Source organism: Thalassotalea hakodatensis, from assembly GCF_030295995.1.
In the GTDB taxonomy this organism is placed as follows: Bacteria; Pseudomonadota; Gammaproteobacteria; order Enterobacterales; family Alteromonadaceae; genus Thalassotalea_C; species Thalassotalea_C hakodatensis.
In genome coordinates this window covers 478042-493160 of sequence record NZ_AP027365.1, presented here as the reverse complement: position 1 = coordinate 493160, position 15119 = coordinate 478042, and the positions used below count along the sequence as shown (strand labels likewise).

Annotated in this window: 12 protein-coding genes; 5 read left to right on the top strand and 7 right to left on the bottom strand. The window is 39.6% G+C overall.

Translation table 11 applies throughout. The features are described from left to right. Positions 1–10 precede the first annotated feature (10 nt). On the bottom strand, positions 11–3172 hold the full coding sequence (locus tag QUE72_RS02095; RefSeq protein WP_286271210.1) for a TonB-dependent receptor domain-containing protein: 3162 nt from the start codon (positions 3170–3172) through the stop codon (positions 11–13). Between the two features lie 727 nt (positions 3173–3899). Here QUE72_RS02095 and QUE72_RS02090 point away from each other — a divergent pair. After that, entirely contained in the window at positions 3900–4916 is a 1017-nt protein-coding gene (locus tag QUE72_RS02090; protein WP_286271208.1) for a LacI family DNA-binding transcriptional regulator, read from the top strand. 33 nt (positions 4917–4949) lie between these two features. Here QUE72_RS02090 and QUE72_RS02085 read toward each other — a convergent pair whose 3' ends face one another. From QUE72_RS02085 to QUE72_RS02075, 3 genes are read right to left on the bottom strand one after another with little or no spacing between them, the layout of a single operon-like run. Continuing rightward, positions 4950–5108, bottom strand: coding sequence for a hypothetical protein (locus QUE72_RS02085; protein WP_175573055.1), 159 nt, complete (start codon positions 5106–5108; stop codon positions 4950–4952). Between the two features lie 21 nt (positions 5109–5129). Then, a complete protein-coding gene (gene rraB, locus QUE72_RS02080) occupies positions 5130–5480 on the bottom strand; it encodes a ribonuclease E inhibitor RraB (RefSeq protein ID WP_286271206.1) in 351 nt (116 codons plus the stop codon). Continuing rightward, positions 5477–6190, bottom strand: coding sequence for a 1-acylglycerol-3-phosphate O-acyltransferase (locus tag QUE72_RS02075; RefSeq protein ID WP_286271204.1), 714 nt, complete (start codon positions 6188–6190; stop codon positions 5477–5479). Before QUE72_RS02075 ends, rraB begins: the two co-directional genes overlap by 4 nt. A 240-nt stretch (positions 6191–6430) precedes the next feature. On the opposite strand from QUE72_RS02075, the gene QUE72_RS02070 reads away from it, so the two are divergent. After that, positions 6431–7186, top strand: coding sequence for a MipA/OmpV family protein (locus tag QUE72_RS02070; protein WP_074495173.1), 756 nt, complete (start codon positions 6431–6433; stop codon positions 7184–7186). A 33-nt stretch (positions 7187–7219) separates the two neighbouring features. Here QUE72_RS02070 and QUE72_RS02065 read toward each other — a convergent pair whose 3' ends face one another. Both QUE72_RS02065 and QUE72_RS02060 read right to left on the bottom strand, forming a co-directional pair. Further along, on the bottom strand, positions 7220–7792 hold the full coding sequence (locus QUE72_RS02065) for a glutathione S-transferase family protein (protein WP_286271200.1): 573 nt from the start codon (positions 7790–7792) through the stop codon (positions 7220–7222). 122 nt (positions 7793–7914) lie between these two features. Next, complete coding sequence (locus tag QUE72_RS02060; protein ID WP_286271197.1) at positions 7915–9696, bottom strand: acyl-CoA dehydrogenase C-terminal domain-containing protein; 1782 nt, start codon at positions 9694–9696, stop codon at positions 7915–7917. Between the two features lie 129 nt (positions 9697–9825). Between QUE72_RS02060 and QUE72_RS02055 the strand changes: the two genes are divergently transcribed. Then, on the top strand, positions 9826–10848 hold the full coding sequence (locus QUE72_RS02055) for a hypothetical protein (protein WP_286271196.1): 1023 nt from the start codon (positions 9826–9828) through the stop codon (positions 10846–10848). 73 nt (positions 10849–10921) lie between these two features. Here QUE72_RS02055 and QUE72_RS02050 read toward each other — a convergent pair whose 3' ends face one another. Next, a complete protein-coding gene (locus QUE72_RS02050) occupies positions 10922–12823 on the bottom strand; it encodes a beta-ketoacyl synthase (protein ID WP_286271195.1) in 1902 nt (633 codons plus the stop codon). A gap of 107 nt (positions 12824–12930) precedes the next feature. On the opposite strand from QUE72_RS02050, the gene QUE72_RS02045 reads away from it, so the two are divergent. Together QUE72_RS02045 and QUE72_RS02040 are read left to right on the top strand one after the other, a co-directional pair. Next, on the top strand, positions 12931–13947 hold the full coding sequence (locus tag QUE72_RS02045) for a GlxA family transcriptional regulator (protein WP_074495158.1): 1017 nt from the start codon (positions 12931–12933) through the stop codon (positions 13945–13947). Positions 13948–14020: 73 nt separating this feature from the next. Continuing rightward, a complete protein-coding gene (locus QUE72_RS02040; protein WP_074495155.1) occupies positions 14021–14650 on the top strand; it encodes a dUTP diphosphatase in 630 nt (209 codons plus the stop codon). The last annotated feature ends 469 nt before the right edge of the window (positions 14651–15119 follow it).

Here is a 15119-nt window from a genome sequence, read left to right as displayed (position 1 = left end):
AGTTGTTCGATTAGAACTTAACGCGTGTACCTACAGTCCAACGTGCTTCATAAACGTTTTGGAAAGCTTTTTGCTTTTCAAACTCAATATAAGCTTGCTGATACTCTTCAGTAATGTTTGAACCATTCAGATAAAAGCTAATGTCTTCACTGAAGTTATACGTGGCATTAAAGTCTACCTGTGAGTAATCGTCTTGGTATAACGATTGTCCACCTGTTCCTGCACTACCCGCTGTCATTAAACGTGGGCTACGTGAGTTCCACGCTAAACGCGCTGAGAATGTATCGTTTTCATACCATACAACCGCGTTGTAGGTATCTTTTGACATCCCTTGGAACGGTAAGTCATCACCAAGTGCGTCTTTCGCTTCTTGTTTTGAATCGGTATACGTGTAGTTAACGTCAAAACCAACATTTTTAAGAATGCTGTCTTCACCTAAGAAGTCACTTAACGCGACTTTCGCGCCTAATTCAAAACCAGCGACTTCACCACCTTCAGATTGTGCCGTAAAGGTTGTTGGGTGTGGACCACGGATCACACCATCACTATCCGGCTCTTCGCTACGTTGCTCTGTTTTTCTTTCAGTAAATTCAGCAATATCGATACCAAATGCTGAGGCGAAGAACATTGACGCTTCACCAGCATACCACTCAGCTGATAATGACCAGTTCTCTGAGCGCCATGGGTTTAACGCCGGGTTACCGTTTAACGTCACTGTTTGTACTCGCATACAGCCACAACTATTGTTGAACACCATACCAACGTTCTTACCTGCACCCCATTGGTCCAGATTCAACGCTTGCATGTTCTCAGAAAATGCAGCACGTAATACCACGTCATCTGTTGCTTGGTATGCTAAGTTAATTGACGGTAGCTCGTCTTTATACTTACGCTCTGTAACTTCATCACCAATATCTGGCCCTAAACCTGAATGCGGTAAGTTACCACCAATAAGGTTTTGCTTCACAAATAATGTGGTCTCAATGACTTTCAAACCAACGTTACCTGATAGGTTACCGTACTCAAAGTTCGCTTGTAAGAAGTAAGATAACTCATCTAAACCTACATCATACGTAGCACCGCCATTTTCAGTACGTTGTACATTACCAAACGTGTCTTTATGCCATTGACGTGGGTCACGGAAGTTACTTGGGTCAATCACCCAAACGCCTGGAATACCTTTTACGTTACCAAAGTCTGTTTGCCATGAAACCGTTGTATGGTCGTCTAGACGTGTTGGTGGTAAAAGTGTGTATGGTGTCCATGTAAAGTCACCATAGATTGGGTCACCATTTCCATCAACTTTCGGTACATACATTCTCTCACCCGTATTTTCATCATACTGATAGTGAGAAGTTTCTTCGTATTCACCTGTTTCTGCGTTATAAGCAAAGTTACCTTGCTCTGCTGCCGTATATTCACCGGTACCAGCCATACCATAACAGGCATTATCAGGCGCATTACTCGTACTTCTGTCTAAGTTTTGGTCAACGGCTTTCCATTGCGCAATATCACAACCATTACCAAAGTCTGAAGTATAGGTAAATTGGTCATGGTCTACATCACGTTGTGAATAACGAATACCAAAATCAACACTGGTGATCACATCGTTATCTTCTAACGCGTAATTCCACTTTGTGCTAAAGGTACGTAAATCCGCTTCATCATCGGTGTTACCTTCTGATGAAAACGCACCCACATGATATGAATCTAAACTTGCCATGTAATCCGCAACCGACATATCACCTTGACCACCAGCAACCACTTGGTCAAAACCACCAAACGTTGGAAACTCGCCACTGGCATCATGGGTTAAGAAGAAGTCGCCCGTTTCAATACCTTGTGAGTACTGGCCGTAACAACCGCCTTCTGAGCCAACGATTTCTTCACCGTTAGTACAGTGTTCAGCCGAGGTAAAGCCACCTGGGCCTAATACCAACGCACCTTCATCGATACTCATGATATCGCCTTCGCCGTAGGCATGACGCATTTTTGCTGTCGCAGTAGCATCAGTGAAACGTACTTGACCGGTTAACGCACCGCCATTGTCATAATCTAACTGTAAGTTAAAGTTACGTGATTTTTCTTCATTAACATTCACTTGTGTGAATGATTGCATACGGTATGGACGCATCTTAAACGCATCAACACCACGCCATTCATTACCGTCACCATCGGTGTATGAATCACCGGTATAGTTGGTTGCAAACGCATACTGTGCGAAGGTTTGCCAACGGTTATTGGTGTTAAAGCCAGAGCGTGCATTAAAACGGTCTTGGTTCGTATAGAAATAATCCGCGGTTAAGGTAAAACCTTCACCTAAATCAACTTGCAATGACGCTTGAACAGCATCACGCTCACGCTCTTCTGTTTTGTTAAACGCAGTAAAACCGTGTGGCACAATGTTGCGATATTCAGCGCCTTCTGCTGGAGTACTCCACGCATAGTTGTTTGATGTCCAGCCTAAACCACCGTTTTCAGAGGTATCGTTATGACCGTTATAATCGGTTGCAAGGGTTACATCTTGAGTGACTGCTGAAATTAAGAAACCAATTTTACCGTCATTATATGCCGCTAAGCCATGTAACGTTGGGTCAGTTTCTTTGGTAATTGAACCACGTGCCGCTTCAGCACCACCAACAAAAGTCCACCCTTCATCCATATCAAACGGACGACGAGTTTTTAAATCAATTGCACCCGCAATACCTTGGGCTGTGTTATCAGCTGTTGCTGACTTGTACACATCAACACCGCCAAAAAGTTGCGCAGGTAAATCACCTAAATCAGCGCCTGAGGTATCAATAGTGGTTGCAGATAAAAAGGTTTCACCGTTCATGGTGGTATCAATTTGAGGTAGACCACGAATTTGCACCGCACCACCTTCGCCCGCAACGCGTTCAATTTGCACACCAGTGATACGTTGTAGTGAATCAGTAATGGTTACATCAGGTAACTTACCAATATCTTCAGCGGCAATACCGTCTACTTGCGAATCAGCAAAACGCTTGCCGTTAATACTTGCTTTTGTTGAGCCACGGATACCCGTCACTTCAATTACTTCAACTTCTTTATCAGCGCCTTGCTCAGCCATTGCTAATGGTGCAGCACCACCAGCAAGCACCATAGCGATTGAGCTCGCTAACACGCCTTTTTTAAATGTTTTAGATGACATCGACTTTCCCTTACACACGTTTTTTATAAATATGTTTAGTTATGTTTATCTAACCTTGTTAAAGACAGCGCTGTCTTTTATTTTGATGACAGCGTTGTCATAGGTTACGTAAAACCATACACAAAATTTTCAACTATGGCTATACTTGATCGTGAAATTATCAAATAATTACAACTAACTTGTTGTTTAGTATAAGCTTTAAGTTTAAATTATTTTTAAGTATTAATTAAAAAACAAACGATTTTAGTTAAATTTTTACACTTTATCGCTTAGTTATAAGATATTAATGAATAAAAATACATTTTTATGCATAGTAAAGAGCTTTTTCAACAAACCAATGTTAATGGAACGTTAATATTGGTTAATGTTAATGAATGGCACAAAAGCGTTTTGGTCACCCATTAAAATTTATCTCGGGTTATGGTAATAAGCAAAGCAACAGGCCCTAATAATTTGTATGTCATCAGCACTAAATGTCACTAAATTAATCGGTTTACTCATTGCGACTTGTATAAATTTTGACCTTGACTTTACGCTGCGCCTTCACTTATTTTAAAGATTGATGTTGATTTGTGACAACGCTGTCAGGCTCGAACGTATTAATGACTTATTGCTGTTGATAAAACTTATGAATAAAAACTTGCTGCATACAGTATAAATACATATTCTTACGCATCTGCACTTTACGCGATTAATTATAACTATTACAAACAAGGCTGTATTTTAGATGAAAACAACAATCACTGACGTTGCTAAAGCGGCAGGTGTATCAATAAAAACAGTATCTCGAGTGATAAATAACGAGCCTTCTGTACGCCAACCTACACGCGAAAAGGTAATGACGGCAGTAAAATCGCTAAATTATCAACCTAATTTAGCCGCCCGCAACCTTGCAGGAACGAAATCATATAGCATCGCTTTTATTTATGATAACCCGAACGCATATTATGTTATTGATATGCAGAACGGTATTTTAGAAGCCTGCAAGAAACAAGGGTTTGAATTATTAATTCATCCTTGCAGAGCAAAATCTGAAAACCTTCTTGAAGAAATTACCAATATGATCAAGCACTCGCGCATCGCGGGTTTAGTACTAACACCTCCTTTTTCAGAAATGCCAGAATTTGTTGAACATATTCTGACGCTCGATATTGAGGTTGTTCGCATCATGTCTGGAGATATTGCCCCTGACGATATAGCACCATGCATTATGGTAAATGATCATGAAGCAGCGTTAAGTATTACGCAACATTTAGTAGACCTTGGTCATAAAAACATTGCTTTTATTGCCGGTGAAGCTGAGCATATGTCTACTGTAGAACGTTTAAGAGGTTATAAAAAAGCATTAAAAGATAACGGCATCGAATTAGATACGCAATTTATTGTCAATGGTGAATATTCTTTTGAGTCGGGTGTTCAAGGCGCCAAACAATTAATGGCAAAAGAAAATAAACCTAGCGCTATTTTTTGCTGTAATGATGAAATTGCGGCAGGTGCACTATTTGCAGCTCGCTTACTTGGTATAAATATTCCTGAACAATTATCTATAGCCGGCTTTGAAAACAGTCCGTTTTCCCGACAAACCTGGCCTAGACTAACAACGGCTCATCAGCCTAACCCTAAAATTGCGGAAGATGCAGCAAAGCTATTAATTGCCAAATCAAGAAAGCAACAAGCTAAATCTATTGTCACCCACTACACACCGCAACTTATTGTAAGAGACTCGACGTCAAACATAACCTAAACAACGACTAACCCTACCAGTATCTCCCTGTAGTTAGCTATCGGGGTCAATACCTTGTTTAATTTTTTCAATTCGTTCTTGATGACGATGATGTGCCTTTAATGCCGCCACACTAAATGCACCTACAATGGCAAAAATAGGGATTAATAACGCTAATACATCTGCTCGGAGTATTTTATCTAGCCAGTCCATGAGTGAAAACCTTTTAATTTATTATTCTTCGAAGTATGTTCCCCAACCATCATAATCAACTTCATTCTGTTTCGCCAACTCAAACATGAACTTTGTTTCATCTTTTAAGATATCTATTTCAAGAGGTTGTTCTGTTACAATATCAAAAGCAAAGACTTTTTCGCCACTTTCCAACTCAGCTTCTTCAGGTTCTTCTACCTCTAGCCCTAACTTAAATGCAGCTATCGCAGCTTTTTCAAGTTGCTCAAAGCTAGCACTTGAAAAGTGATGTTCAATCGTGTGGTGAACGTCTTCATTAGAACCATCAGTGAGTAGCGCTTCCACAAGAGACTCTGTGTGTTCGTATAATTCAATTAGTGCTTGATCATTCATGCGTTAGCCTCTTGGGAAAGTTGTTCAAATTTAATCGTCATTTGTTCTCGTGTTTGATTTGCTAGCTTTCTAATATCTTCAATGGTTAACCCTACTGTCGGAATAGGGTCCATGTACTCGATAATCAGCTTGCCGTTATTCCAACGATTAAGCCGGATATCACTAGAATTACTACACACACAAGGTACTATTGCTGAACCTGCTTGTAAGGCAGTTCTAAATGCTCCTGTTTTAAAAGGAAGAATTCCTCTACCGTAGCTTCTTGTGCCTTCTGGAAAAAGCCACACAGAAATACCTTTACGCTTAATTTTTTCTACTGTTGCTGTAATCGTATTTGACGCTTTATTCTTGTTGTTTCTATCGATGAGAATATTACCTGTTAACCAATACATTTGACCAAAAAAGGGGATCCAAACTAAGCTTTTCTTACCGACACTAACCGTATTAGGTAATACTGCTTTACTAATAGTGAAAAGATCATAGCTATTTTGATGGTTACCTATATATACATAAGAGCAATTGGGTGATATTGATGCAGGCACCCTCACCTCAATTTTCACACCCACGATATAAGCAACTTTAGCCATCCATTGGGCGGTGCGATAAACATTATTACGATGAAAAGGTCTGAACAAACACATTAATATCGATAAAGAGGCAATAACTACAATCGCAATGGCGAGTAAAATAATACGAATAAATGCTAACAACTGTCATTCTCATAACGAAACTTGCGGCAATTATACATCAACCAGATTCGAAATTGTTAACGAAAAAAATACGAGGTTTTTTACTTATAAAAACAGAACGTTAATTAAATCTTGATAAATTTTATTTTCAAAAAACTCACTTTTTTATTCACTCACGCTATAGTTAAGAATGTAGCGTAGTAAAAATTAGTTCTGTATTTCGAATCAAAATTTTACGCCACCGAAACACAAGGGTCGTCAATGAAACTGATACTTTTAATCACTATGTTACTAAGCGTTACTGCATTTGCTAACAATAACGTGAGTCAAGACACGATTAAAAAAAAGCAAACTGCTCCACAGTTGTCACAACAGTGGGGACGAGATGCGCTTGATATCCCACACGGCTTAGCAACGCATAGTGCTGAATCGCTTGGGCTACTTCCACCGCTTGAAAACCAGCAAATACATCAACAAATTCGTCCGAGAACTCTCGCTTGGAACGCTCAAAAAAGACAGGCCGGTAATTATTGGTTTGATCACATTAACAATTCGTACATAAACGCAGGCGATATTGAACATGACTTTCAACTTCATGAAACCAAACATGGTGTAAATGCTGCCTATACACATGGCCGCTTTAGCGCAGAAACAACGATTATCAATCAACAAACAATATCTGCTGATTCAACGGCAATCTTTTTACAGGGGGCTTATAACATTGCCTCCTATGAAAACTTAAATGTCGCATTGACCGCTCAAATAGAGTCTTTGGGCGAAAACCAAATTAGGCATTATTTTGGTGCGCCAGAATACCTATTTTTAAACACCGCTAATGATACATCCAGAGCGAAGAATTACACCTTAGGTATTGTTACAACCTATTCAATTTCCAAAGATTGGCAGCTACTTGGCATGCTAAGCACCACTAATTTAGACGAAACGCTTTCAAGCAGCCCGCTGATAAAACACAATAATACGCAAATGGCACTTATTAGTACTCGATATTCATTTTAGTTTGTTCCCTGTAGAGCGATGTTATAACAGGTTTCAAACTCTTGGATCTGTTTTTGCTAATATAGCTCGTGTGCTATTTTGTTCGAAAAATTGCACGAGCTGGTCGTAACTCCGCCATTCTGCTAATTCTCTGAAGTCAACCCAATCAAGCAAACACCATAGGCAGATTGCTGGATAATGCCAGTTGTTAAATTGACCATCAGCAACTGCTTTATCTAAGGTAGTCAAAACAGATTCCGTTCGTTCTCGTTGTAAGTTAAAAAACAGTGCGTCTTGCTGAGTATCAACTTTAGAGCGCTTTAACAGCAACATAGACACCAGCGCATCATTAACTGAATCAATTAAAGTTAATAAATTTTCCTGCTGCCAAGACAATGCATCTTGAGAAAATTTATTAGCTAAATAGCGATAGATCACGCGAGAATCATAGATACATAACTCACCATCAATCAATGCAGGTATTTTTTTCGTTGGATTGTTTATCGTTAGTAACGCTCTATCTTGTTCCGCGAAAATGTCTAAGTTTACAAATTCGTATTCTTTCTCAGTTAAATAAACACGTAACCTTCTTACAAAGGGTGATGTAGTAGACCCTAATAATTTCATTCGCTGTCCTTTTATTGATTTTCTGCTGATAAAATACATACTAATCATTATTCCCGTATACTCCAAATAATAAACCCGCATAAAAGCGGGTTTAGATAAAATCGATGATCTGCATTTACTATTTAAAACAATTCATCGGGCATATCAAACATTGGTGATGAACCTGCTTTAATCGTTTCAATGAGCGACAATCGTCTCGGTAATAAACGAGTGAAATAATATCGGGCTGTATGTATTTTACTTTGATGAAAGTTTGGGTCTTCCGCTTCGTTATTTATACTAACGTCAGCCATCTTACACCATACAAATGCCATGGCAGTATAGCCAACAAGGTGTAAGTAATCATTGGCTGCTGTTCCCAATATTTCAGCATCATGACTTGCTTGAGATAAAACAAATTCAGTTGTTTTTTCTAAATCATCAACAGCGTCAGCTAATGGTTTGACAAATTCGTCCATTTGGCTGTTCGAAGTATTCGCCATAAACTGTTTAATTTCGGTTAATAAACCTGTTAACAGTTCACCTTTACTCGCTGCCACTTTTCGCGCCAGCAAATCCATCGCTTGAATGCCGTTGGTTCCTTCATAAATTTGCGCAATGCGTGTATCCCGCACAAGTTGCTCTTGCCCCCATTCACGTATATAGCCATGACCACCGAATATCTGTTGACCTGCAACCGTATTATCAAATCCAATGTCAGTAAAAAAGGCTTTAGCAACTGGTGTCATCAATGCAGCGATGGCTTCTGCTGACTTTTGCGCTTCACCTTCACCGTAAGTTGCAATATCAAGTTGATTAGCGATATAAAGTGATAAAGCCCGCGAACCTTCATTAAGCGCTTTCATGTTAAGTAACATACGACGTACATCGCCATGAACCATGATAGAGTCAGCAGGTTTATCTGGCGTTTTCGCTCCAGAAAGTGAACGACTCTGTAAACGGTCTTGGGCATATTCCAATGCGTTTTGATAAGATCGAACACTTGCTCCTAAGCCTTGTATACCAACACCAATACGCTCAAAATTCATCATGGTGAACATGCAGGCAAGTCCTTTATTAACTTCACCCACTAAAAAGCCAGTGGCACCATCAAAATTAATAACACAAGTAGCTGAGGCATGTATTCCCATTTTATGCTCTATTGAGCCACAACTTACGTGGTTAAAATCACCTAAACTTTCATCATCGTTTACTTGATACTTAGGCACTACAAATAAAGATATGCCTTTAGGGCCAGCGGGTGCATCAGGTAATTTTGCCAACACTAAGTGAAGGATATTATCGGTAAGATCATGCTCCCCTGCCGTGATGAAAATTTTATTACCGGTAATTTTATAACTGCCGTCTTTTTGAGGCTCAGCTTTCGTTCTGATCATGCCTAAATCAGTACCCGCATGTGCTTCGGTTAAACACATTGATGCGGTCCAATCGCCAGCATATAGCCTAGTTAAATAACGCTCTTTTAACTCATCACTGCCGTGTTTAGCCAAAGAAAGTGCAGCACCGGCAGTCAAACCGGGATATAGTGAAAAGGAAATATCTGCTGAACATAACATTTCTTCATGTAATGAAGTGATTGCCTTAGGCATGCCCATACCGCCGTATTCAACGTCACCGCCTAGCGCACTCCAGCCTCCTTCTACATAAGTTTGAAACGCTTCTTTATATCCTGGGGCGGTTGTCACTTTGCCACCGTCAAAACTAACGCCTACTTCATCTCCTTCTCGAGAAATTGGTGCAATTACTTGCTCAGCAATTTTCCCACATTCAGATAAAATAGCTTGAGATGTTTCTTTATCAACATGCTCAGCTAGCTTGGGTAATGTTGACCAAACCTTATCAACAGCAAAAACATCCCATAATAAGTAATTCATATCTTTTAGCGGTGCGTGATATTCAGCCATACGGCAACCTCATTTCAAACAATTAATTCAAACACTCGTTTGAATATAACGAAACTATTGAGAATGTAAAGCATAGCAACGCAAATAACTTGTCGAATTGCTTTAGCTTGCTTAAAGTGAGTATAAGACATGAAATTGCAATTAAGTGAACAAATGCAACAATCCAAAGCCGTTAATGGTTTTTTACTTTATTTTTCACTACTGTTCGGCGCATACAGTCATGCTGAACAACTCAATTTCAGTAAAAAACAACAGCAAGATCAGGTAAATTTTCATGTTGAATGGCTTGATCATAACAATATTTCGCAGACGCTAAACTTTCAGTTTAAAAAAAAGCAAGTTTTTGATAAGTATAGAAGTTTTAACACTTATAAACCTGAACGTGCTCAAGAGTTTGTCAACAACAGTTTACGAAAACACCTTAGAAAACAGCCAATTTCAGATGTTTATATTCGCTTTAATCGGCAAGGTAGTAACGTAACTGCAGAAATAAAAGGTCAAAGCGCGTCAGCAATAAAAGCAGCAGAACAGAAAATTGCTACCTTACAAAAAAGCTTTTTTGCTGAATATCTACAGAAAACCTATTACCAAGAGTTTTATACGCCAGACAATATACTTGCGATAAAACCCGATCACAGCAGAATTGCGCAGGAATCAGTAGTAGATTTCAAGCCTTTAAAGCCAACAATTATGGCTAAGTCATCAATCAAAAATATAAGACGGGTGACTAATTTTGTCATTAGTTTTGTACAAAGCATTCCTTATGCCACGCTAGAATCGCGTATCACCTCTTCAGGTGCTGGTTTTAATCCACCGCTAAAACTGCTTTATGAAAATCAAGGAGACTGTGACAGTAAAGTAACGCTCGTAGCAGCTATGCTCCGTATGTTAATGCCTAGAGTGAAAATGGTACTCATTTTTATTGATAATCATGCCTTAATAGGTATTGATGACACTCCACAAGGCAATGATAAAACCCTCACAGAACAAGGGACAACTTATATATTAGCCGAACCAACTGGGCCTGCTATGTTGCCCTTAGGTGAGATAGCACCCGAATCAGAAAGAGCGATAGTGCATGGGCGGTATACGCTAGAAACGTTACCAACAGATACCAGTGAAGAAATAGAAAACGATGACGCCGCTTCTTAACCCCCAAACTTAATACAGAAAAAAGGCCAGTATTTCACTGACCTTAATACTAGAAAGCTTTATTGACGGGTTATTACACCATGTCACTAAATGGGTTAGCTTTTGGCAATGAAATTGTCTGAGCCATACCCGACATTGCAATTTCATCTTGTGAAATACTAATATCATCGTCTGATAGTACACCGTCACCGAATTTATAAATCAATTCAAACTGACCTTTATCTGCTTTCGCTTGGTATTGCTCACGCGCCTGCTCAACACGAACAAGTTTATCATAATAAGTTGTTAGCGCTTCACTACCATAGCGCTTTTCCATCATAGACAGAGTCACTTTAGGAGAGAGTAGTGTTGCCGTTGCATTGTTACCGCCAAACCCCTTAGAGTTAATAAACGCTACATCCATGTCATCACACTGCCAATGCTCAGTCGATATGTTTAATCTTTCATCATGCACATCATCCGCCACCGAATCGATAGTCGTAATGCCTGGCATAATATTATATTCAAACACACCTAACGCCCAAGCTACTTGGTCGCCACTTGCTGGGCCAATAGTATGGCCTAAATACGCTTTGGGTGCTGCTACCGGCCACTGGTTAATATTAAATGACTCAGCAATACGATGATAAATAAGTGATTCAGTCACCCTATTTTGCGGAGTGCTTGATCCATGCGCTAAAATAAAGCTTCGTTGTTGAACCGCTTCTTCACCTACGATGCTTGTTGCCAACGCGACAGATTTCGCCATAGTAATATAATTACCAGGGCCTGGTGCTGTGATCGACTTTTTAATACCATCAGCGTTTGTATAAACGTCTGCAACTGAGCCTAAAACTTTAGTGCCAAGTTCTAACGCTAATTTATCATCCATAAGAACAAGAAATTGCGCAGCTTCACCAATGGTAAAGCCACAGTTCTCACCAAAAGGTCTGCTGGTTCTACGATGGTTTGCTTCACCTTCAATAATACCATCAAGCTTTTTCAAGCCTTCTTCGTTGGCAAGTGCACTCATGTTACCGAAACCTTCAATAACTTCAGGCGTCAGCGCACAGTCATTACTACCCACAATAGCTAACCGAATACGACCCGATTGAATGTCATTGACCGCTGCTTTCAAGTTATACAAAAATGTGGCACAAGCACCAGTAGAAGTAAACGTCGTACCCACGCTTCCTGTAACATACGCATTGATAAAGTCGGTAGACATCGTATTTAAACCAAGTGCAAGGTTTTTAGTTGACACCCTTTCGCCTTTCAATCGGTTTTGTGTCATACCGCCTAAACCTTCGGCCTGCATTTGGCCAAAAACAGAAGCAGAATATGTTCCGATTTCATCTGGGCTTACGTGTTTTGCTAACTCAGGCCAACTATAACCCGTTGAATGAATAGCATCAGCTGCACCAAATATCGTCGCTTGTAGCCCTCTGGGTTGATAGCGGCTATTATATAATACGGCAGGATTAAAACCGGTAGGAAATTGACCTGCAGCCTTTATTGGGTTATCGCGCGTTGAGTCGTGCTTTACTTCAAGCGTGCCCTCAATGAATACTTTTACGTTTTTTTCGTCAAGTTCACTCACTTGCCATGTACTTGGTAATGGTCTAGGCAAATCACGTTTTTTAGCGGTAAAAACCAAACCATTACTTTCGGCCTGTAAAGCAATTTTTTGCTGCCATGGTGTTGCATCAGGATCAAAATGATTTGATTCGATTTTACGGATCAAAGTACCTGCTAAAATTTTCTCACCATAACGGGCCTCAATACTATTACTAGCTATGGCCTCACCTAAATGATCAACATAAAGGCCATCTTTAAATGACACTAAGTTCATTAATGTTGCCAAGCCAACAAACGTTTCTTGCCGTGCTTCTTCCGATAATTTATCTAAAATAATACGTCGAAAGCCTTGATGAAACGAAGTACGGCCAGCGGCGTTTATGCCGCCCATACCAACAATTACCGGTAATGCTGTCATGTCATGCCTCTTCTAAATACAGATAATACGATTAATGTATTAAGTGTATTTAGAATCGAATTGTTTTAATTGTTATATTCGGCCAAAATTTATGTCAATATAGCCAAATGAAACAAAACTCGTCATTAAAACGTAAAAAAGTACAAGTTGCCTTGATCTTGTACGATCATATGTTGGCAACAAGTGTAAGCTTACCCGTTGAAATGCTGCGTGCTGGTGAAGCCGCGGGGTTACAACAAAATAAAAATGCGCCGAAATTAATCATTGAAATGGTCGCCGAACATTTAAAACCTGTCACCACTCGAGCACTCATTAGATTATTGCCTGACGTTGAAGTAGCCAAAGCGACTCAACCTGACTTTGCTTTCATTCCAAGTTTATGGCGAAATCCAAGACCGCTACTTAAACGCCTACCTAAACTGATTAATTGGTTAGATAAAATTTGGCATCAAGGAAGTACCGTTATTGGTGGTGGAACAGGCGTATGTTTTATGGCAGAGGCAGGTATTTTACATTCAAGGCCAGCCACCACACATTGGCACTACGTAGACCAATTTAAACGAGATTATCCACAAGTTGACCTTAAACCTGATTTTTTTATTACTCAATCTGATCGTATCTACTGTGCAGCCAGCTTAAATGCCCTCGCAGATATTATTGTACATATCATTGCGCAAATTTATGGCAAAGTTGCAGCGCAAACAGTGGAACGCAACTTTTCTCACGAAATTAGAAAGCCATATGAAGAGCAACGTTATTTAGAGGGGGCAGCCGATCGCCATAGTGATGAACTTATCAGTCAAATACAATTTTGGATGCAAACAAACTTAAGTGCTGAAACTTCTCTTGAATCGATCGCAGAACAGTTTGATATAAGTGTAAGATCGCTTACACGAAGGTTTAAACAAGCAAACGGAATAAGTGCTTATAAATATTGGCAACAGTTAAAATTAGAAGCAGCAAAAGAGTTATTAACTTCGACTAACTTATCGATACAAGAGGTCGCTTTTCATGTTGGCTATCAAGACCAAAGCCATTTTACCCGCTTATTTAAAAAGAACATGGCTACTACTCCGAAAGACTACCGTGTTATCGCCAAGAAAAAACTGTTTAGCGCCCAGTAAGCATTCTTTACTTGTGCCAACGAAACCTCTACGGCAAACTATACGTAATGACGTCTGATTAATTGGAAAAAACATGACAAAACACAGTATTGCTCACTCTCAAATTCAACAAATGCTAACATTACAAGACGCAATGAACACCCGAGTCAGTGAAACATGGCGTGCTAATGGCTACGAATGGTATAGAGCAATCTGGGTAGAATGTGCTGAAATGTTGGATCATCATGGTTGGAAATGGTGGAAACATCAAGAAATAGACGTTGCACAAGTACAGCTTGAACTCGTTGATATTTTTCATTTTGGTTTAAGTTTACGTTTAATGACAGGTTCACCTGTTGAACAAATAACCGATGAGTTAGTAAAGCAACTTGCACAGCCTACCGACGAGCAAGATTTTAAAATTGCTTTAGAAAACCTAGCGTCGGCAGCGGTTACTCATAAAGCATTTGATGCCACAGCCTTTGCTGATTGTATGCGTTTAATGTCAATGGATCTAAACGAATTATTTCGTCAATACGTTGGAAAAAACACCTTAAACTTTTTCCGTCAAGATCATGGCTATAAAGATGGAACTTATATAAAAATATGGCACGGCGAAGAAGACAACGAAGTGTTAGCACGTGTTGTAAGTGCACTAGATGCTGGAGCCGAAAATTTTCAGCAACAACTTTATTCAACATTAAAAAGTCACTACCCAAGATAAAGAAAGATCACGGGGTATCTATTATTCAATAAGCTTCGGCTGATGCTACTGTGCTTGATTTTTTGGCGTTGTACACTAAATTTACGTCATGCATATGAATAAAAATAGGCTATAAATGAAGAACATGTCTATACTAAGTGATACTTGGTTATAACAAAAATTTAACAATCAATGTAAAGCGAGTAATACCAATTCGCATAAATATTCGGTCATTCAGCGAGAATTAAACGCTTTAGAGGCACGGCGTTGATTACAGAGAATGGTTATTCCCTTTTCAAAATCAACAACACAGGCTATGAAGCGTTTAAACTCGCCCTTTGGGAGCGTGTTAGAGGCGCGATTATTGCGCAAAACGTGTTTGATGTAGAACACTATAACCTGCACACGTTTCGCTTATTCTACCACCTCTGACATCGCTCTGAGCTGACTTAATCTTTATGCGAATTAGTATAAATTTGCTTGAGGGGAC